Genomic DNA, 20,473 nt, shown 5'->3' with positions numbered 1-20,473 from the left:
GCCTTCTACTGTTTAGCAGAACACCGCGCATTTGGCGTGTGGTATTCGACCATAGGTTGTCTTCGGTATGGGTCTGGAATAGGCATCAGTATCGGGTAGGCGTTGTTGAATTTCGTGACGAGTACCACCGGTGCGTATTTGCGGGGAAAAGCGTTCGATGCACAGCGCGATTTTCAGGCTCACGAAACTTGACAGGCGCATCAAGCGCGCTCTCCAGATGTTCGCCGATGCGGTGCTGATGGTGCTGTGTTTCATCGCCGCGATGGTGTTGCGGCTGGAGAATCTGAGGTTTCTCGCAGACCCGCATATCTGGCTGGTATTGCTGCCGGCGATCCTGGGCACCCTGGCAATGTTCAACATCCTGGGGCTTTACCGTTCGGTCATCCGGTACATCAACGCGCATGTGATGCGGGCGATCCTGGCCGGGGTTATCGTCTCTGCCGTGCTGCTTTTCATCACTGCGCAGATACTGTCGGCGCCGGTGCCACGCTCGGTTCCCGGAATATACGCCCTGCTCCTGTTCTTCGCGACAAGCACGCTGCGGTTCCTGATGCGGGGCCTCTTTCGCAGGAACAGGCTGCGCGACCGCCAGCCGGTGATCATCTACGGCGCGGGCGAGGCCGGCCGCCAGCTGGCGACCGCGCTGGCACATGACTGCGAACACGTCCCGCTGGCCTTTGTCGATGACGACCCGCACCTGCAGCAAAACTGGATTGAGGGCAAGAAGGTCTATGCCCCCGACCAGATTCCGCAGCTGATCGATCGGATGAGCATAAGCTGCATCCTGCTGGCCATTCCCAGCACCAGCCGGGCACGGCGGCGCGAAATCGTCTCGCGGCTGGAGCCGCTGAACATTGAGATCCGCACCATTCCCGGCATCGCCGACATTGTCGATGGCCGCGCCACCTATAGCGACCTGCGCCGGGTCACGCCTGAGGATCTGCTGGGCCGCGAGCCGGTGCCGCCCCGTGCCGACCTGATGGCCCGCAACATCACCGGCAAGGTGGTGCTGGTGTCGGGGGCCGGCGGCTCGATCGGGGCAGAGCTGTGCCGCCAGATCATCCGTCACGATCCGGCCGCGCTGGTTCTGCTCGAAGTGTCGGAATTCGCCCTTTACACCATCACCAACGACCTAAGAGAGACGCTGGAACACGAGGGGCGCGACGTGCCTGTCGAGCCGATACTCGGCTCGGTCCAGAACCCCGGCCGCGTGCGTGCGATCCTGCGCAGCTTCGGCGTGCAGACGGTCTATCACGCCGCCGCGTACAAGCATGTCGTCCTGGTCGAGGAAAACGTCGTCGAAGGCATCCGCAACAATGTTTTCGGCACCCAGGTCATTGCCGAGGCCGCAGCCGAGACGGGCGTGGAAAGCTTCATCCTGATTTCGACCGACAAGGCGGTGCGCCCCACCAATTTCATGGGCGCCTCGAAACGCATGGCCGAACTGGTGTGCCAGGCGCTGGCGAAAGAGGCGCCGCACACGACCTTTTCGATGGTTCGCTTCGGCAATGTGCTGGGCTCGTCGGGGTCGGTCATCCCGCGCTTTCGCGCCCAGATCGAACAGGGCGGCCCGGTGACGGTGACGCATCGTGACATCACCCGGTTTTTCATGACCATACCCGAGGCCGCGCAACTGGTGATCCAGGCAGGCGCGATGGCCCGGGGCGGGGATGTCTTCGTGCTGGACATGGGCGAACCCGTGCGCATCCTCGACCTGGCGCAAACCATGATCCGGCTGCACGGGCTCAAGCCCTATATCGTCGAAGACGGAATAGCCGCAAACAGCGCCGATGGTGACATCCCCATCCGCATCGTCGGGCTGAACAAGGGTGAAAAGCTCTACGAAGAGCTGCTGATCGGCGACAATGCGCACAGCACCGAACACCCCCGCATCATGGCCGCCACCGAGGTGTCGCTGAGCCGGGACGAACTGCGCCGCTACCTCGACCGCATGACCAGCGCCTGTCAGAACTTCGATATCGCCGAACTCCGCCGGATATTCCTGCAGGCGCCGCTGGCCTATCGTCCTACCGGCGACGATATCCACGACCTGATGTGGAACAGCACCCGCGACCACCAGCAAGAGGTCACGCTGGAAAAGGTCGGGGCCTGAACGCAGGTCGCGATGGGGCAGTCGCCACTGCCGGAGGGATTGCTCAGTTCGCCCCCACCCTCGCTGTACCTCCGACCGTTTCCGCCAGCCCTGCCCCGGTCGTGGCGTCGGCATTCAGCAGCGGTGGGCGCAGGTTCAGCCAGCGCCGCTCGCCCGTCACATGCGCCTTGAATGATTTCAGCGCCGGGATCAGCCCGGCGCGCTCTGCCGCACGGCGATGCGCGATCACGGCCGGCAAGGCCGCCTCGGCACCGGCGAAATCGCCCTTCTCCGCCAGATCATAGACCGCCCGGATCGCGCCGACATTGGAATTGCAGGTGGCTGAGATGCACCCGCCCCCGCCAGCACGCAGCGCGTCGACCAGAAACACCTCGGACCCCGGAAAGACCGAAATCCCCGGCGCCGCGTCGATCACGGCTTTGGTGTTATCCCAATTGCCCGAGCTGTCCTTGTAGGCAACGACGGTTTCGGGAAAGGCCGCGTTCAGGCGCGCCGCAAGGGCGGGCGAGATGCCGATCCCGGCGGTTTGGGGGATGTGATACAGGCACATTCGCAACGCATCGCTGGCCACGCTTTCGATCAGGCGGCTGAAATAGGCGTAAAGCCCCTCGTCGCTGGCAGTGACGTAAAAGAAGGGCGGCAGCACCATCACCGCCGCGCAGCCCAGATCGACCGCATGACGGCAAAGCGTGGTGGTTTCCTCCAGCGAACACAGGCCGCTGCCGGGCATCAGCCGCTCGGGCGGGATCGCGCCCGAGGCAGTCAGCCGTTCAAGCGCCTCCATCCTTTCGCGCGCCGACAGGCTGAGCGCCTCGCCAGTGGTGCCAAACGGCGACAGGTAGTGCGCGCCATCGGCCAGGCATCCGGCTGCGTGCGCCTCCCACAGCTCGGGCGCGACCGACAGGTCATCGTTGAAGGGCGTCAGGATCGGAACGATCACCCCCCTGAAGCGCGGCGATGACGGGGATGAAGGACGGGTCTTCGGCATGGGTGACTGTCCTTTGCAGGGCCATATCAGGCCATCAGGGTGGACCAGCCCCGCGTCGGGTTCAAGCACCTTGCCGCCGCCACCCTAGCGCGGGGAAAAGCGCATCGGCAGGGTGAAGGTATAGCTTGCCTCGGTCAGCCCCGTGGGCGCCGGCGGAAACCGGCCCGCCGCTCGCACCGCGCTGAGCGCGGCGCGGTCAAGCGCGGCATTGCCCGAACCGCGGGCCACCGATGCAGAGACCAGCCCGCCGCCGCGATTCACGGTCATGCGCACGGTCACGGTGCCGCTGGCGCGGCGGCCATCGCGCGGATAGCGCTTGCGCGCCTCGACGCGGCGGCGCAGCTCTGCCCCCCAGCGGGCGGTCAGGCTGCTGCGTTGGGACGCGCTGAGCGTCGCAGCGTTGGCTGGGCGCGTGCTGGCGCCGGCGCTTTGCCCCCCGCCCTGCCCCTGCGCACGCTGGGCAGCGCTGGCCCGGCTGGGGGCCTGCGCCTGCGGTTGCGGGGCGGGTCTGGGGCGCATCTCGGGCACAGGCGGGCGGCGCGCGGGTGGCTCGGCAGCCGGCGGTGGCGGCGGCGCAACGTCAGGCGGTGCGGCAGCCAGTGGGCGCGCCGGATCGGCACGCTCCGGCGGCCGGTCTGCCTCGGGCAGGGGTGCATCGGGGTCGCGCGCGGCATCGGGGCTGGCGGGCAGCGCGACATGGGCCTGGAACTGCGGCGGCGGCGCGGGCAGAGCCGGCGGCGGAGCGGTTACCGCCGCATAAGGCAGGCTGTCGGCGCGCGGCAGCGCGACATCTGGGCGGCGGGCGGCTGTTTCCAGCTCGGGCCGGACGGATTGCTCTGGCAGGGGCGGCGGCGCATCGGGTTCTGGCGGTGTTTCGACCGGACGCCGGGGTGTGGGTGTTTCCTCGGGCGGGGTGTCCCAGCGTTCCACCAGCGCCGCCAGAGCGGCATCCGAGGCGTGCAGCGTGCTCAGCGCCTCTCCGGTCTGGCCTGCCGCCTCGACACCCGCCGAGGACGGCGCAAGCCCCGCCACCGCCACATGCAGCGCCGCCGCCAGCAGCGCAAACACGGCAAATTCCGCCGCCCGTTTCATTGCGGCACCGTCACCAGGCGGATATCGGCGAAACCCGCCCCCGCCAGGCGCGGCATCAGCGCCGCCAGCCGCGCCGCCGGCAGTTGGGCATCAGCGCGCAGCACCAACACCGGGCGGTCGCCCTCGGCACAGCCCCCGGCGCAGGCATCGCGCGCTGCGGACGCCAGCGCCGCCAACGCCGCATCAATCCCCCGCGCCTGGTGAAAGGCAAGCGTGCCATCGGCCGCCATGTAAAGCGTGAGTGCGCCATCGGCCTGCTCGCCCGCATCCGCCGCCCCGGAGGGGGGCGAGACATCCACCGGCTCTGGCGGTGCGATCTCGGCTGTCATCAGGAAAAAGATCAGCAGCAGGAACACCACGTTGATCATCGGCACGATGTTCTCGGACCGGCGGCGACGGGGGGTAAAGGCAAACTGCATGCCCCTACTCCACCAATGCCAGCCCGGTGAACCCGGCGGCGCGCAGCGGCTCGACCACATCGACAAGCCGTTGCAGGCTGGCGCCGTCGCGGGCGCGCAGAACGATGGTATCGCCCGGCGTCTCAGTCAGGGAGGAAAGCCGGGCGGCCAGATCGCCGGGCGCGAGCGGCTGACCATTCAGTCGCACGCCATCGGGCAGGATATCCACCAGCCGCGGTGGCCCGCTATAGGGCGCCGATCCCGCCGGCGCCGCAGCCATCAGCGGCACATGCGTCTCGGTGCCAAAGCGCGAGGCGAGCATGAAAAAAACCAGCAGCAGAAAGACCACGTCGATCATCGGGGTCAGGCTGGGGGCGCGTCGCCGCCGGGATGTGCCAAAGGCAAACATCGGGCGCGCGCTATTCCGCCGCTGCCCGGTTCACGGTGGCATCACCGGGCCGCTTGCCCCCTGCTGCGCGCAGAAAGATGCGGGTGGCGGCGTCTTCCATCTGCAAGCGCAGACGGTCGGACACGCTTTCAAACCAGCTCAGCGCCATCGAGGCCGGTATCGCCACCGCCATCCCGGCGGCGGTTGTCAACAGCGCCTCCCATATCCCGCCGGCCAGCAGCGCGGGGTCGGCGCGGCTGCCGGCCTCCTGCAACGCCTGAAAGGCGGCGATCATGCCCAGCACCGTGCCAAGCAGCCCCATCAGCGGGGCGATGGTGGCGATCAGTTCCAGCGGCCGCAGGCCGCTATGGGCCTCGGCCAGCAATTGGCGCGCGACGCGCTCTGTCTCGGCGCGGGCGCCGTCATCGTCGAGCGTGGGGTCACAGCGCGCCTCGATGGCGGAACGGATCAGCGCCGCCCGGCAGCTGTGTCGCCCCTGCAGCCGCTGCAACGCCGCCGCCTGGTCGCCCTGTTGCCAAAACTCGACCGCCTCTCGCGCGCGGCGGCCGCCGGTCCAGGCGCCCATCCGCGCCAGACGCCACACCTTCCACAGGATCAGGGCAAGCGCCGCCACCGATACCGCCGCAATGGCCCAAATAGCCGGCCCGCCGCGCTGCAGGAAATGCATGGCGCGGGACTGCGCGACAGAGGCGCGTGCCTGCAGGCCCTCGGCCGCCGGCTGTTCGACGGGCACAGTCGTGGCCGCATCGGGGGCCGCCGGCACCGGCAGGACGTCGCCGTGCCCGGCGTGTTCGTCGGGCGCCGGCATCTCGGGGGCCGGCTGGGGGGCTGCGGGCTGTTCGGCGGGCGCGGAAACCGCGCCCTCCTGTGCGGCCTGGGCGATGCCGCCGTCAGGGAGCACCGTCAGGACCGCCAGAACCGCCCCGGCCAGCGCCGCCCGCATGCTCAAACCCGGGAAGTGCCCGAAGCGGTCAGAAGCTCGCTTCGATCGAGACATAAAAGTTCCTCCCTGGCTCGTTGACCTGCGTCACCGTGGGGTCGAAAAGGTTCGCCCGGCTCAGGTGGTTTGCATAGGTCTTGTCGGTCACATTGTCGATTCCCGCGTGCAACGTGGCCCGGTCGGTTATGTCGTAACTGCCGAACAGATCGAGCGTGGCATAGCCTGACGTCGTGCCCGGGTCGCGCACCGGGTCGATGCGGTCTTGCTCGAACGCCCAGTTCAGCCGTCCGCCTGCGCGCCAGCGGTTCTGGCCATAGCTGACCGCGAAAGAGCCCTGCAACGGCGGGATCTGCGCCAGCGACCGGTTGTCGGTCTCGTTCTCGCCATAGGTATAGGTCGCGTCGCCCGTGAACTCCCAGCCGCCGTGCTGCCAGCCGCCCGAAAGTTCGATCCCCGCCAGCCGGGCCGACACGTTGCGATAAGTTGTCACACCGGCAACGCTGAACTGGTCGCGCAGGATGAAATCGTCAACCCAGTCGGCATAAACAAGGGCATCCAGGTGCCAGGTATCGCGCTCTAGCTGAACACCAAGATCAAGCTGGTGGTGCTTTTCGGGCTTGATGTCCGGGTCGCCGACCCAGTTCATCCGCGCCATGCCGCGTTCGGTCGCATCCGCCGTGCGCACCGAGCGCGACAGACCCGCGATCAGCACAGTGCCCGGCGATACGGTGTATTCCAGCCGCGCCAGCGCGCCGAAATTGTCCTCGGTCCGGGGCGCGTTGAAGTTGGTGCCGTATTGCATCCCGTAGTAGGTGTTGGGCGAGTTACCGGCATCCAGCGCGGGCGTGGCGTTGGGCGTCCCGGACTTGGCCTTGACCCGGTCATAGCGCGCGCCCAGCCGCAGGGTGGTGCGGTCGGACAGCTCGGTATCGGCCTCAACGTACAGGCCGGTCTGAGCGATGGTGATGTCGGGCCACATCATGAAGCGCGCCCGCGCCGCGTTTTCGGCCTCCAGCATCGGGATCATGCCGGGCATGCCGGCATACATCACCGCCAGGCGATTGTTGGACTGATGGTCGATGCCGACCCGCATCTGCGTGGCGCCAAAGCCGAGATGCGCCTCGATCTTGCCGCCGGTGGTGTCGGACGTGGCGGGCGTGCGCATCGCCATCATCCCCACGGGCCGCAGCGAATAGTTGTCCATGACGTGGTCAACAGAACTGAAAAACAGGCTGCCCTCGATCCGCTCCAGCGCCCCGGCATCGACATTGACGCCGCCGCGCAGGCGATAGACCTGGGTTTCGTCAAAGGGGCTGTCCATCCCCGCGCCGGGATAGAGCGTATCCTCGACCAGCGTATAATCCGCATCGAACGCCAGGTCGAAGCGGTCCCCGGCATAGCCCAGCGTCACGCCATAGCTGGTGTGGTCAAAGCCGCTGCGCACGGTGCGCCCTGAGCCATCCTTGTAGCTATCTGCCGTCTTGTACTCGGCTCCGCCACGCAGGTAAAAGCCATGCCCCATGTCAAGGGTGAACCGCCCGGCCGCGTCAAAGCCGTCGCCGTTGGATGATGCCCCGGTCGTGACCGACCCGGTCAGCATTTGGCCGGTGTCCAGCTCGGGCGTGTCGCGCTCCAGCCGAACGGTGCCGCCGCTGCCGCCGGGGCCGCTGGTGACGCTGGCATAGCCCTTTTCCACGACCACCCGGTCGGCACGGTAAAACGCGGCAAGGCTGGCGGGCGGGTCCATCCGGTTGGGACAGCCACCATAGGTAAAGGCGCCCGCGTCGATCACGTTGAGCTGGTTTTGCTGCTGGCCGCGGATCACCAGTTCCAGCCCGTGTCCGCCCATACGCCCGGCAGTGACGCCAGGAACCTGGCGCAGCATTTCGCCGCCGTCCTGCGCCGGTATCGTGCTCAGGTCGCCCGGCTCCAGCGCGGTGGACATCGGGCCATCGGCAAAGGCACCGCCTTTTACCAGGATGGGGTCAAGCGGGATCGTTTCGTCGGCGGCCAGCGCAAGGGCAGGCAACGCAGTGGTCATCAGGACGCCAAGGCCAAGGCGCCGGATCGGGGTATATGTCATGTGTCTGGTCCGTCAAATCATCATGGATTGCGACCGCATCCCAAGGGACACGGCCCGCGCGCAAGTGGCGGGATCGCCGGCAATGGATGCCGGTTGATCAGACGATTGAGGGGGGTGCGCGTATGGCGTCGGGGCGCCCGTGCAGGCGGCCGGTGATCTGCGATGCCGGCTCGGCGACATAGCCGGGCGCCAGCGCCAGGCTGCTTGGCGAACCCGGGTCCGAGAACCCGGGCAGGAATGCGGCCGGCACGACGCAGAACGGGCAGTGCCCCTTGGTCGGAGCCTTTGGTGTTGACAGGTCGCCGGGCGCCAGCGCGACCGTGCGTTCGCCGTCGCCGGTACACAAGACCAGCTCCAGCCCGCCGCCCTGGCCCGCCGCGGGCAGAAAGGCGGTCGCCATCTGCACCGACAACAGCAGTGCGAGAAACAGCGACAGAACCCCGCCCCAGCCCGACCCTGCGATATTTCGACCCATTCGTGACATCGTCAGTGTTTTGCCTCACGGCGTCGTGAACAGGCAAGCCCAAAATCCGCCAACCGCCTGCAACGCTTGCGTCATTTGGTCGCCAGCGTGGCAGAAATGCATGTGCCCCCGGTTATCCGCGCAGGGGCCGCGCCCGACCGCGCGCTGGCGTTCTTGCCGTCGAGGTCAGCAATACATGGCTCAGCCGGCAGCGCCTTCGGTCAGGTTCCAGTCGCTCAGCAGCGCGGTCAGTTCCCGATGGGCCTGCTCGGCGCTTTTGCCCGAGGTTTCGACACAGCCGGGCGCCTGTTCATAGAGCGCCTGCCAGCTGGCCAGGATCGCGCGCAACTGGTCGCTGACCTCGGGCTGATCGGCCATCGGCGACAGCGCACCCTGATCGCGCACCCGCGCCATGTGTTCCTCTGGCGAGGTTTTCAGCCAGACGGTATGGAACCGCGCCAGCAGGGTCTTATAGGTCTCGGGTTCGGCCACGATGCCGCCGGCCACCGCCAGCACCGCGTCATCGTGCGCTTCGACCACCCGGTCGAGCGCCTGTTTTTCCAGCCGCCGATAGCCGTCATGCCCGTAGAGCGCCAGGATCTCGTCCAGCGACATGCCGGAGTGCTTTTCGATCTCGGTGTTGAGTTCGATGAACGGCACAGCCAGGTCGCGCGCGACCATGGCGCCCAGCGTCGACTTGCCCGCACCGCTGAGCCCGATCAGGCAGATGCGCCGGGCGCGCATCCGCTCGGGCGGCTCGTGGCTGAGCAGCTCCAGCACGCGAGCGCGGGTTTCGGGCGACGCGGTGCGGTAAAGATCGCTCACCCGCACCACTTCGGATGTCCAGGGGTCCTCTTCGCTGACCAGCCATTCGATGCGGTGGTCCAGCGCCAGCGCCACCCGCTGCAACAGCCCGATGGAAATGTTGCCCTCGCCCGCCTCCAGCTGGGCCAGGTATCGCGGCGAAACGCCCGATATTTCCGACAGAACGCGGCGCGGCAGGCCCTTGCGCTCGCGCGCCTTGCGCACCCGCTCGCCCACGGTGCTGATCAACGCCTCGACCGTCAGTTCGGTGGCGTGCCCCCCCCGGTCGGGTTTAAAGCTGGGGTCAACCTTGGCGATATCTTTTATGCCGTCTTGCAACTCAATTCCCGATTACTGCCTTACACCATGCGGCCCCGAATGGGAACGCGCACTGCACGTTGCTAACCCGCGGCCGCCGCCCCGTTGCGCAGCCCCTCGTCGAGTTCGCGCTCGACGATCGCGCGGATATCCGGCGGCGGCGTGCGTTTCTCGAACCGATCGGCAACCACGAAAACACTGACGAAATCCCCCTCGAAACACAGCGTTCCGTCCTGGTGTCCGTCGACGTGAAACCCGACCGAGGTCTGCCCCAGCATGTTGGGCCGAACCGAACAGATCAACCGGTGCCGCGGCGTGACCGGGACGCGAAAGTCGATGTTCATCTTGACGAAGGGCGTACCGATGTTGTGGTCGACATTCAGCCCGTACCATCCGCCCAGGCCCTGGTGTTCCCACCATGCGTCCATGGCCTGCAGGGCGAACGACGGGATGCGGGCGGTATAGGCGACGGCAGCCGGGTCGCAATCGCCCCATCCGACGTGGACTTCGTGTTCAAAGCTCATCAATAGGTCTCGACATGATAGCGGCCGTCCTCGCGCATGGCATCCCGTGTCGCGATCCAGTCCAGCCCGGCATCGCCGGCGATTTCGGTGAACGCGGCCTCGACGCCCTCTTCCATACCCTTGAGCCCACAAATGTAAACATGAGTGTGCGCATCGCTCAGCATGGCGGCGACGCTTTCGCGTTCGGCCAGCATGCGATCCTGCACATATTCCTTTTGCTGATCGGGCACGCGGCTGAAAACCAGATGCTTTTGCAGCACCTTTTCCGGCACCTTCTTCAGCGGGCCGAAATAGGGCAGGCTGTCGGGCGTCCGGGCACCGAAGAACAGCACCATGTCGCCGCCCCCGCCGCCGGCTGCCGCCATCCGCTGGCGGCGCATGGTAAAGGCGCGGAACGGGGCCGAGCCGGTACCGGTGCAGACCATCAATAGCCGCGCCGCGCCGTCGTCGGGCATCAGGAAGGTGGCGCCGAAGGGACCGGTCACGCGCACCTCGTCGCCCGCCGCAAGATCGCAGACATAGTTCGAGCACACGCCCTGCGGCTCGCGCTTTACCGTCAGCGAGACGTTGTTGTAATTGGGCCGCTCGCCGTCGCGGGGGCTGGACACCGAATAGAGCCGCGGCAGATGCGGCTTGCCATCGGCATCCGTGCCCGGCGGGATGATCCCGATCGACTGCCCTTCGAGCACCGAAAAGGGTTGCGCGGCGAAATCGAGAATGATGTGGCGCACATCGGCATCCGCGCCCTCGGCCGTCAGGCGATAGTTGCCCTGTACCCGCGCCCGGGCCGGGCGTTCGAGGTTGTAGAGGTTGACCGACGCCTTGGCCGCCGAGGCCGGCGCGCGGGCCTTGCCGCCCGCGCCAGCGTGCGCCTCTTCCAGCAGGCGGGCAATCTCGTCGTCCAGCGCCTCGATCCCACCGCCACCCGCGGCCTCTGCCACCTCTTCCTGCACCGGCAGTTCATCCCATGAAAACTGCTCTTCCAGCGAATAAGGCGTGGTGACCACCCGCCACTCATCAATCGACCCGGTGGGGCAGACCGGGATGCAGGCCATGCACTGTTCGCAGATATCGGCATCGACCACGACGTTGTTTTCGTCATGGCTGATGGCGTCGATGGGGCAGGTATTTTCGCAGGTATAGCACCGGATGCAGATTTCCGGGTCGATCAGGTGCTGCTTGAAAGGCTTGGTCATCAGGGGTCTTTCTGCCGATTGGTGCGCCTGTCAGCGCGCCCCCGCCCCGCCCCGCGCCGCGAACGGGCGGGGCGGGCGCCGGGCCGTCAGGCCATATAAAGCTGGACGTACTCGAAATCGCCCGTCTTGTTATCAATCCCCACCTTGGGCGGTGCGATCCACTGGGCGAACTTGCCCTGCTCGTACTGGGGCTTCATCAACGACTGGATGAAATCACCGTCTGCATGGGTCGGCAGCCAGTTGGCCTGCTCGGCGTCGTATTCGGCGCCGGTGACAACCTTGCCCTCGGGGTCGAACAGGCCGCCGGAAAAGACCCCGATCTTGCGGTTGAACGCCTCGTGCGGCAGCTTGAGCTCGAAATCCACGCCGGCTTTTTCGATGATCTTATTCCAGCGTTTGACCCCACCCATCGCGTCGCGGGTATAGTCGTCGCGCAGCCGCATGTTGACCGCGGTCAGCGCCGGCACGTCCTTTTGCACCACCTTGCCATCCTCCAGGTCCCAGACGGTATAGGTGTCGTTGGTAAGCTTGTGATCGTCGTCGATCTTGTGCTCCATATAGCGCCCCTTGATGCCGGCGTTGAAGGCATTGGCGGCGTTGGTGGACACCTCCTGCCCGAACAGGTCGAGCGAGAGCGTATAGTGCAGGTTCAGTTTCTTCTGGATCAGGGGCAGGTCGATCACGCCCAGCGCGCGGATACGGTCGACTTCTGTCGGATCATCGATGCCGTTTTCCTTCATCACCTGGCAGGTGCGTTCGATGGTGCGCCCGACGCCGGTTTCGCCGACGAACATGTGGTGCGCCTCTTCGGTCAGCATGAAGCGGCAGGTCCGGCTGAGCGGGTCGAACCCGGACTGGGCCAGGCTTTCGAGCTGCATCTTGCCGTCGCGGTCGGTAAAATAGGTGAACATGAAGAACGACAGCCAGTCCGGCGTTTCCTCGTTGAAGGCGCCCAGCATGCGCGGCGCCTCTTCCGATCCAGACTGCCGGCGCAGCAGGTCGTCGGCCTCTTCGCGCCCGTCCTTGCCGAAATACTTGTGCAGCAGATAAACCATCGCCCACAGGTGGCGGCCCTCTTCGACGTTGACCTGAAAGAGGTTGCGCATGTCGTAAAGCGACGGCGCGGTCAGTGCCAGCAGGCGCTGTTGTTCGACCGAGGCGGGCTCTGTATCGCCCTGTATCACGATCAGCCGCTTGAGCATGTTACGGTACTCGCCCGGCACCTCCTGCCAGGCCGGCTGACCGGCATGTTCGCCGCAGGGGATGGTGCGGCTCTCTACCTCGGGCGCCAGCAGGACGCCCCAGCGGTATTCGGGCATCTTGACATAATCGAACTTGGCCCAGCCCTTGGGGTCGACGCTGACGGCGGTGCGCAGGTAAACGAAGGATTCCTGGAATTTCTGGGGGATGAGCTTGTTCCACCAGTCCAGATAGCCGGGATGCCATTTTTCCAGCGCCTTCAGCACCCGCCGGTCGGAACTGAGACCGACATTGTTGGGGATCTGGGTGTCGTAACTAACGTTGATGAGATCAGACATACTTGGGTAACTCCCTGTTTTTCGTTCGAAGCCTCTGGCGCGAAATCAGACGCGGCGCATGTCGAATTCGCCGCGCTGGCCGGTGCCGTAGCGTTGCAGTGCGCCGTCTTCGCCAGTGGCGTTGGGGCGGATGAATATCCAGTTCTGCCAGGCGGTAAGCCGGCCGAAGATACGGGTTTCCATCGTTTCGGGACCGGCAAAGCGCAGGTTGGCCTCCATCGCGGTCATCGCGTCGGGGCTGAAGGATGCGCGTTCCTCGTAAAAGATGCGCATCTCGTCCTCCCAGTCGATATCGTCGAGGATGAAGGTGACAAGGCCCGCCTCGTCGGCCTCTTCGGCCTCCAGCGGTTCGCCGATGCGCCCGCGCGCGGCCTCGACCATCTCGGGCGCGCCCAGGAAACGCGTCTCCAGCCTGCTCAGCCCGTTGCCCATCGGATAGCGGCCAAAATTGCCCGCCCCCAGCCTCACCGTTGCCGTGGGGCGGTTGTCGCCTTCGAACTCGCCCTCCATCATATAGCTGCGGTCGGCGGCAAACAGCAGTTCGGACAGCACCCCGGCAAAGCACGACCCGTGCTCGACCACCGCCACCAGCGACCGCGAGGTGACGTCGACGCGCTTGAGCAGCCGTTTCCAGTAGGCCAGAATTTCGACCGCCAGCCAGTGTTCGTCATTGGCCAGCAGCAGTTCCTCGTGCGCCATGACCTGCGCCGGGTCGCCTTGGCTATGAAAGCTGACGATGCCGATCTCGGGCTCGTTAAAGCGCAGATGCAAGATCGCGTCATCCAACTCGCGCGCCAGCCGCAGCAGGTAGAAATCCGCGCCCTGCGCAACCACCTCATCCATCGTGGCGGGCGCGTCGGCATCGGGACCCGAAAGGGTGACGGTGGCGGTGCGAGCATCGCGGTCTATCGCCACCTCGACCAGCGAGTAATGCACGCCCCCGGCGTCGAAGTGGCGCTCGATCGGGGTCAGTGCGATGCCCTTGTCGACATCTGGCTTGGCCGATCGGGCGGCGAATTCGCGCGCGCGCTCGTCAACGGTGGCGTCGAACCTGGAATTCGAGATCACCTCGTCGACAAGACCCCATTCCTGCGCCCGCTTGCCGCGCACCCCCTCTTCGACCGAGCTGAAGACATCGGCGCGGTCGCGGCGCACGCGGCGTTTATCGGTTACGCGGGTCAACCCGCCGGTGCCCGGTAGCACCGCCAGCAAAGGCACCTCCGGCAGCGACACCGACGAGGTGCTGTCGTCGGTCAGCATGATGTGGTTGCACGCCAGCGCCAGCTCATACCCGCCGCCGGCACAGGCGCCTCGAATGGCGCAGATGTATTTCTGGCCCGAGTCGTCCTCGGCCGCCTCATAGGTGTTGCGGGTCTCGTTGGTGAACTTGCAGAAATTCACCTTGTGGCCGTGCTCGGCCCCGCCCAGCATGCGGATGTTGGCGCCCGAACAGAATACCCTGTCCTTGCCTGAACGCATCACCACCACCTTGACCTCGGGGTGTTCGAACCGCATCCGCTGGACGATATCCGCCAGTTCGATATCCACGCTCAGGTCGTAGGAATTGAGCTTGAGCTTGTAGCCCTCGAACAGGCCACCATCCTCGTCCACATCCATGTAGAGATTGGCAACGGGTCCGTCGTATTCGACCCGCCAATGGCGGTACTGCGAGGGGTCCGTCTGAAAGTCTATGCTCTTGGACACGCGGCCCTCCTTTCGTGTCGGCGTTCTGACATCAGGTGGTTCAGAATCATTCTAAACGTGAGTCTGATATGCACCATATTGCCCAAATTGCCGCCGAACAAGCCATTAATGCGCCCAAACAGGACGTTTCTTCGACGCATAGTGCATAATTATGCACATAATCCCCCGATCTGTCGCGGCAAGTCGTTGCAGTATTCGTGTGTCATTCATCATCCGCCTCGCCCGCAGCCTGACATCTGAGCGCAGCCAGGGCGCCGGGCGTCAGGCCCATTGCCCCTGCCGGGGCGCGCGCTGCGACCTCGGCCAGGTCCGCGTCGGCCAGCGCCAGGATGCGGGCGGTCGCCCTGCCCCGCCCCATCCGCGCCTTGAGCCCGGCATTAGACAGCTGGATCAGCCCGCGCAGCAGCACCCGTTCGGCGCTGGCCGGCGGCAGGCGTATCCAGACCGCCTCGAACATCTCGTGCGCCTCCCAATAGTAGCGGCGTTCGAACAGCCGCAGCGCCGCACCAAAGGCCGCGCTGGCCGCCAGCGCCGCCGGGTCATCCGCGCCCTCCAGCGCCGCCTTGAGCGGGGCAAAGGCCGCCTCGGGCGGGCGCGGGGTGCGGCCGGGCAGGTGCGGCCCGCCCACCAGATCGGGATCCGCCACCGCGCCCGTGTCGCTGGCCCGGCGCGCCGCGGTCATGCGGTTTCTGGCTGCGCCGCCTCGATCCGTTGCAGCCGCCCGGCGAAGTCGGCGACAGCGGCCAGAATCCGGTCGGGGCAATCCAGATGCGGCGAATGCCCGCAATCGTCGAGCAACACCACGTCCACCGGCGAATAGCAGCGTTCCTCAACCTCGCGCACCTGCGCCAGCGATCCGTACTGGTCTTGCCGCCCTTGGATAACCAGCACCGGAATGCGCAGATAGTCGATCACGTCGGCCACGTTCCAGCTGCGAAAACCCGGATCGAGCCAGGCATCGTTCCAGCCGCGAAAGGTGGCCTCGGGGTCGCGGTGATGCCTGGCCATCCGTTCCTTCAGACCGCCGGCCTTGAATGCCTCGCCGGCGCGGGCGATCTCGGCCAGCCCCTCTTCTTCGGCAAAGAAATGCGGCGCCATCAGGATCAGGCCGCGAATGCGGAAATCCTCGATCCGGCCGGCATATTCGGCGGCGATGGTGGCGCCGTCAGAATGGCCCAGCAGGATAAAATGCGCAGCCCCTATGGCGTCGAGCACCTCGCGCAGCGGGCCTGTCGCCTCTTGCGTCATGTAATCCAGCGGCCGCGGCAGATCGGCGGGGTCGGATTGCCCATAGCCCGCGCGCGACCAGGCAAAGACCGGCAGCCCCGTGGCCTGCGCCACGCGCTGCGGAAAATCGCGCCAAAGGCCCAAGCTGCCCAGCCCTTCGTGCAGCATCACGATAACCGGCGCGTCCCCCGCAGGCGCCGGGCCGAACCCGGCCCATTCAAGCATCTTTTCACCCGCCTTCAGCGTTCCGCCACCGGTATTCCAGTCCAGTGCCATCAATTCACCTCCTCGCCCTGCGTCTCGCGCAGCTTGAACCGTTGTATCTTGCCGGTCGCAGTCTTGGGAAGTTCATCCACCACCTCGATCCAGCGCGGGTATTTCCACAGGCCGATCCTAGCCTTCACGAATTCCTTGAATTCCTCGGTCACGGATGGATCGACCCCCTCTTTCAGCACCACGAAGGCCGCCGGCTTTTCAAGGTTCTCCTCGTCGCGCCGGGCCACCACCGCGGCCTCCAGCACCGCCGGGTGCTCGATCAGCGCCTGCTCGACCTCGAAGGGCGACAGCCAGATACCCGACACCTTGAACATGTCGTCGGCCCGTCCGCAATAGATGTATCTACCATCGGCGTTGCGCTCATACTTGTCGCCGGTGCGGGTCCACTGGCCGACAAAGGTTTCCTGCGATTTGCTGCGCCGGTTCCAGTACCCTTCGGGCATCGACGGTCCGCGCACCAGCAATTCGCCCACCTCGCCGTCGGATACCTCGTTTTCGTTTTCGTCCACCAGCTGCAGGTCATAGCCGGGCACCGCGACGCCCGAGGTGCCATAGACAATGTCGCCAATGCGGTTCGACAGGAAGATGTGCAGCATCTCGGTCGAGCCGACACCGTCGATGATCGGCGCGCCCATCAGGCGGTCCCACCGTTCACCCACCTCGCGCGGCAGCGCCTCGCCGGCCGACGTACAGATGCGCAGGGAATGTTCCGGCGCAGTGCCGGCGGCTTCTGCCGCGTTCACCATCGCGGCAAAGAGCGTCGGCACCCCGCAAAAGATGGCCGGGCGTTGCTTTTCAAGCACCTCGAAGACCAGTTCGGGCGTCGGCCGGTCAGCGAGCAGCACCGCCGAGCCGCCCACCGCCAGCGGAAAAGTTATGCCGTTGCCGATACCGTAGGCGAAGAACAGTTTGCCGGCGGAAAAGACGCGGTCCTCCTCTCGCGCGCCCAGCACCTGCTTGCAAAAGGTGTCATAGGTCGCCTGCATCGACGAATGGACGTGGCGCACGCCCTTGGGCAGGCCTGTGGAACCCGAGGAATAGAGCCAGAACGCGACCTCGTCGGCGGTGGCTTCGGCGACTTCCGCCGCGGGCGCGTCCTTGACGAAATCGTTGTAGGCCTCTGCCCCCTCGCGCGCATCGCCGATGACCACCACCTGACGCAGGAACCGGTTGGCCGCCAGCGCCGGCTGCACGTTGTCCCAAAGTTCGGCCGATATCACCAGCGTCGAGGCGCGGCTGTCGTTCAGAATTCCCTCGTAAAAGGCCGGGGTCAGCATGGTGTTGATCGGCACCGGGGTCGCGCCGGCCTTGATCGAGCCCCAGAACACGATCGGAAACTCAATCTGGTCGCGCACGATCATCGCAATACGCTCTTCGCGTCGGACGCCCCGGCGCAGCAGAGCGCCGGCAAAGCGCGCCGAGCCTTCGGCCAGCCCGCCATAGCTCAGCTCGCGCTGGGCGCCGTCCGCCTCGATAAAGGCAATCTTGTCGGCGCGGCCTTCGGCGATATGGCGATCGACGAAGAAGAGTGCCGAGTTCTTGTTTACTGGCCTGTTCACGTGCTGTCCTCCCTGCGCGGCCATGGCCGCTGTGGTCAATTTCCGGTGAACTCGATCGCCCCTCCGGGGAGCAGATAGAGCACATAAGCCTCTCCTCCCGCCACCGTCGGATGGTGCCGGGTCCCTGATCCGTAAACATACCACCCTTCTGCAAAACCGTCGAATTTCGGCGCGCCCTGCAGCGCGATGATGGCGCCGATCTCGCCCTGCGGATGGATATGATGCGGACCGCGCACATCCTTCATGCGCACGACGTCGACGCTGAAATCCCCGGCCGTCGTGCCGGGCTTGATCGCGCGGCCGAAACGGATGCCGCCGGCCTCGCGCGCCATCAGCCAGCCTTCCTGCTCGCCCAGGGCGCATAGCGCGCGCAGCTCTTCGAAGGATTCGCCGCCGACGGGCCATGCCGCGTTGAGGTGGGCAGCCAGTTCGTCATCAAGCGCGCGATTCGCGATATCCCGTGCGATTTCGCCGACAAGCCCCTCGAAACGTTCGCGTGTCATGTCTTTTCCATTGCTGCATCGCATGCGTCCGGCCCGGCCGCCGTGCCGCGTGGTTCACGCCTGCACTTGCCGCGAAAAACACCGAGTCGGACTCAATTTTATGCGCTATCATGCACTCTTGGCACAAAAATGCAACAAACAGCTTTACCAGTTGCAATTTTATGCATAACCCTGAAACATTCCCGTAAGGCGCTTGACGCCGGGGAGTTCTCAGGGAGGAGAAACATGAAACCCAAGTTTATCAGCATGGCACTGGCCGCCGCGGCCGGTATCGGCCTGGCGACGCCAGCCGTGGCCGACACCAAGGTGGGCCTGCTTTTGCCGTATTCGGGCACCTACGCCGCGCTCGGCAATGATATCACCGACGGCTTCAACCTTGCGCTGGAGCTTTCGGGGCGCACGGGCGAATTCGAAATCGTGCGCGAGGATACCGAGGTCAAACCGCCGGTCGGGCTGGCCAAGGCACGCAAGCTGGTGCTCGAGGACGAGGTCGACGTCATCGTCGGCATCGTGTCTTCGGGCGTTCTGGGCGCCGTGCGCGATTTCGTCGATGGCGCCCAGGTGCCGCTGATCGTGGCCAACGCCGGCAACGACAACGCCACCGGCGACGCCTGCTCGGCCTATATCACGCGGGTGTCCTTTTCCAACGCACAGGTCAACCGGCCGATGGGCACATGGATGGCCGAACAGGGCATCAAGAAGGTCTACACCCTGGCGCCCGACTATGCCGCCGGGCGGCAGATGATCGAGGCCTTCACCGAGACCTACACCGCCGCCGGCGGTGAAATTGTGGGCGGCGAATACACCCCCTTCGGTCAGACCAGCGATTTCGGCCCCTATCTGGCCAATGCAAAGGCATCGGGCGCCGAGGCGATCTTTGTCTTCTATGCCGGGGGCGAGGCGATCAGCTTTGTCAAGCAGTACGGATCGTTCGGCAAGGAGCTGCCGCTTTACGGCTCGGGCTTCCTGACCTCGTCGCTCTATGTCAACGCCCAGGGCGAAGCGGCGGTCGGCGTGACCACCTCGCTGCACTATGTTCCGACGCTGGACACGCCCGAAAACAACGCCTTTGTCGAGGCGTTCGGCGCCGCATACGAGGGGCGCACACCCTCGGAATACGCGGTTCACGGCTATGACGCCGCGATGACGCTGATGGCTGCCGTCGATTCCGGCGCCTCCGACCGCGAGACGATTGCCGCCACGCTGCCGCAGGTCAAGTATGTCGGCCCGCGCGGACCGCTGGAAATCGACCCGGCGACCAACAACGTGGTGCAGAACGTCTATATCTACGAAACCGTCATGGATGGCGGCGCCCTGACCCAAAAGGTTGTCGGCACAGTCGAGGCGGTGCGCGACGACCCCAAGGGTTGCGCCCTGCAATAATCCACCCCATCAATATACGGCCCCGTCCGACCCATCGGGCGGGGCCGTTTGCACAATGACCCACCGCCCTGGGAGAGCCCGATAATGGACGCCAGTTTCTGGATCCTTCAGTTTCTCAACGCGGCGCAGTTTTCCATGCTGCTGTTCTTGTTGTCGATCGGCCTGACCGTGATTTTCGGCCTGCTGCATTTCATCAATCTGGCCCATGGCGCGCTGTACATGCTGGGGGCCTATATCGGCATCTCGGTCGCGGCGGCCACGGGCAGTTTCTGGGCGGCGCTGATCCTTGCGCCGCTGGCGGTGATGCTGATCGGGGCGGTGCTGTATTTCACCCTCATCGACAGGCTGCGCGGCGCCGGGCCGATGAACCAGGTGCTGGTCACCTTCGGCCTGATCTTTGTCTTTCTCGACCTCGTGCGCATGGGCTGGGGCGACGTGGCGCTGGGGCTGTCGGCGCCGCCGTCGCTGGCCGTCACAAGCGACATACTGGGGGTGAAATACCCCTCCTATCGCCTGTTCATCATCGCGCTTGGCCTGGCGATCATGGCCGGGCTGTGGATTACACTGGCACGCACCCAGATCGGCGCGATGATCCGCGCCAGCGTCGAAAACGGGCCAATGGCCTCGGCAATGGGGATCAACGTCGGGCGGCTCTTTTTTATCGTCTTCTGCGTCGGGTGCGTGCTGGCGGGGCTGGCGGGCGTGGCGGCGGCGCCGGTGACCTCGGCCACCACGGGCATGGGCATCTCGATCCTGATCCCGACGCTGATCGTGGTAGTGATCGGCGGCTTGGGCAGCCTGCAGGGCGCGATAGCCGGCTCGATCATTGTAGGCTTTATCGAGACCTTCGGCGCCGTTCTGCTGCCGGGGTTCGCTGCGGTTCTGACCTATATCCTGCTGGCCGCCATCCTGGTGCTGCGCCCGCAGGGCCTGTTGCCGGCGCGGGGGCACTGAC

General features: G+C 65.6%; 19 protein-coding genes. 3 read left to right on the top strand and 16 right to left on the bottom strand.

Annotated features, from left to right (window positions below; genetic code table 11):
• Positions 1–217: 217 nt before the first annotated feature.
• Positions 218–2,113 carry a nucleoside-diphosphate sugar epimerase/dehydratase gene (locus tag DL899_RS11640; RefSeq protein ID WP_239494686.1) on the top strand — a complete coding sequence of 632 codons (1,896 nt, stop codon included), beginning with the start codon at positions 218–220 and terminating at the stop codon, positions 2,111–2,113.
• Positions 2,114–2,156: 43 nt separating this feature from the next.
• Here the strand turns inward: DL899_RS11640 and DL899_RS11635 are convergent, their stop codons facing one another.
• The 16 genes from DL899_RS11635 to DL899_RS11560 form a co-directional block, all read right to left on the bottom strand.
• The gene (locus tag DL899_RS11635; RefSeq protein WP_111734533.1) at positions 2,157–3,101 is read right to left on the bottom strand and encodes a dihydrodipicolinate synthase family protein; all 945 of its coding nucleotides are present in this window, start codon (positions 3,099–3,101) and stop codon (positions 2,157–2,159) included.
• A gap of 84 nt (positions 3,102–3,185) precedes the next feature.
• A complete protein-coding gene (locus DL899_RS11630; RefSeq protein WP_111734532.1) occupies positions 3,186–4,193 on the bottom strand; it encodes an energy transducer TonB family protein in 1,008 nt (335 codons plus the stop codon).
• Positions 4,190–4,612: an ExbD/TolR family protein gene (locus tag DL899_RS11625; RefSeq protein ID WP_111734531.1), complete on the bottom strand. Its 423-nt coding sequence runs from the start codon at positions 4,610–4,612 to the stop codon at positions 4,190–4,192. The genes DL899_RS11630 and DL899_RS11625 overlap by 4 nt, the downstream gene beginning before the upstream one ends.
• Before the next feature lie 4 nt (positions 4,613–4,616).
• Positions 4,617–5,000, bottom strand: a complete 384-nt coding sequence (locus DL899_RS11620) for an ExbD/TolR family protein (RefSeq protein WP_111734530.1) — start codon at positions 4,998–5,000, stop codon at positions 4,617–4,619.
• Positions 5,001–5,010: 10 nt separating this feature from the next.
• A complete protein-coding gene (locus DL899_RS11615; RefSeq protein WP_111734529.1) occupies positions 5,011–5,943 on the bottom strand; it encodes a MotA/TolQ/ExbB proton channel family protein in 933 nt (310 codons plus the stop codon).
• Positions 5,944–5,971: 28 nt separating this feature from the next.
• Positions 5,972–8,023, bottom strand: coding sequence for a TonB-dependent receptor domain-containing protein (locus tag DL899_RS11610; protein ID WP_111734528.1), 2,052 nt, complete (start codon positions 8,021–8,023; stop codon positions 5,972–5,974).
• 97 nt (positions 8,024–8,120) lie between these two features.
• Positions 8,121–8,498, bottom strand: a complete 378-nt coding sequence (locus tag DL899_RS11605; RefSeq protein WP_162685564.1) for a DUF2946 family protein — start codon at positions 8,496–8,498, stop codon at positions 8,121–8,123.
• 189 nt (positions 8,499–8,687) lie between these two features.
• On the bottom strand, positions 8,688–9,629 hold the full coding sequence (locus DL899_RS11600) for a helix-turn-helix transcriptional regulator (RefSeq protein ID WP_239494685.1): 942 nt from the start codon (positions 9,627–9,629) through the stop codon (positions 8,688–8,690).
• A 62-nt stretch (positions 9,630–9,691) separates the two neighbouring features.
• A complete protein-coding gene (locus DL899_RS11595) occupies positions 9,692–10,132 on the bottom strand; it encodes an acyl-CoA thioesterase (protein WP_111734526.1) in 441 nt (146 codons plus the stop codon).
• Positions 10,132–11,328 carry a benzoyl-CoA 2,3-epoxidase subunit BoxA gene (boxA, locus tag DL899_RS11590; protein ID WP_111734525.1) on the bottom strand — a complete coding sequence of 399 codons (1,197 nt, stop codon included), beginning with the start codon at positions 11,326–11,328 and terminating at the stop codon, positions 10,132–10,134. The genes DL899_RS11595 and boxA overlap by 1 nt, the downstream gene beginning before the upstream one ends.
• A gap of 86 nt (positions 11,329–11,414) precedes the next feature.
• A complete protein-coding gene (gene boxB / locus DL899_RS11585) occupies positions 11,415–12,866 on the bottom strand; it encodes a benzoyl-CoA 2,3-epoxidase subunit BoxB (RefSeq protein WP_111734524.1) in 1,452 nt (483 codons plus the stop codon).
• A gap of 45 nt (positions 12,867–12,911) precedes the next feature.
• Positions 12,912–14,570, bottom strand: coding sequence for a 2,3-epoxybenzoyl-CoA dihydrolase (gene boxC / locus DL899_RS11580; RefSeq protein ID WP_111734523.1), 1,659 nt, complete (start codon positions 14,568–14,570; stop codon positions 12,912–12,914).
• 202 nt (positions 14,571–14,772) lie between these two features.
• Positions 14,773–15,252 carry a DUF309 domain-containing protein gene (locus DL899_RS11575; RefSeq protein ID WP_111734522.1) on the bottom strand — a complete coding sequence of 160 codons (480 nt, stop codon included), beginning with the start codon at positions 15,250–15,252 and terminating at the stop codon, positions 14,773–14,775.
• The gene (locus DL899_RS11570) at positions 15,249–16,073 is read right to left on the bottom strand and encodes an alpha/beta fold hydrolase (RefSeq protein ID WP_111734521.1); all 825 of its coding nucleotides are present in this window, start codon (positions 16,071–16,073) and stop codon (positions 15,249–15,251) included. Before DL899_RS11570 ends, DL899_RS11575 begins: the two co-directional genes overlap by 4 nt.
• Positions 16,073–17,632 (bottom strand): benzoate-CoA ligase family protein, encoded by a 1,560-nt coding sequence (locus DL899_RS11565; protein WP_239494684.1) that lies wholly within the window; start codon positions 17,630–17,632, stop codon positions 16,073–16,075. Before DL899_RS11565 ends, DL899_RS11570 begins: the two co-directional genes overlap by 1 nt.
• 35 nt (positions 17,633–17,667) lie before the next feature.
• Positions 17,668–18,135 (bottom strand): 4-hydroxylaminobenzoate lyase, encoded by a 468-nt coding sequence (locus DL899_RS11560; RefSeq protein ID WP_111734519.1) that lies wholly within the window; start codon positions 18,133–18,135, stop codon positions 17,668–17,670.
• 225 nt (positions 18,136–18,360) lie between these two features.
• On the opposite strand from DL899_RS11560, the gene DL899_RS11555 reads away from it, so the two are divergent.
• Entirely contained in the window at positions 18,361–19,518 is a 1,158-nt protein-coding gene (locus DL899_RS11555; protein WP_239494683.1) for an ABC transporter substrate-binding protein, read from the top strand.
• Between the two features lie 84 nt (positions 19,519–19,602).
• Positions 19,603–20,472, top strand: coding sequence for a branched-chain amino acid ABC transporter permease (locus DL899_RS11550; protein WP_111734518.1), 870 nt, complete (start codon positions 19,603–19,605; stop codon positions 20,470–20,472).
• Position 20,473: the final 1 nt, after the last annotated feature.

The sequence above is a fragment of the Roseovarius amoyensis genome, from assembly GCF_003260265.1.
Classification (GTDB): domain Bacteria; phylum Pseudomonadota; class Alphaproteobacteria; order Rhodobacterales; family Rhodobacteraceae; genus Roseovarius; species Roseovarius amoyensis.
This window is presented reverse-complemented; position numbering and strand designations above follow the sequence as displayed.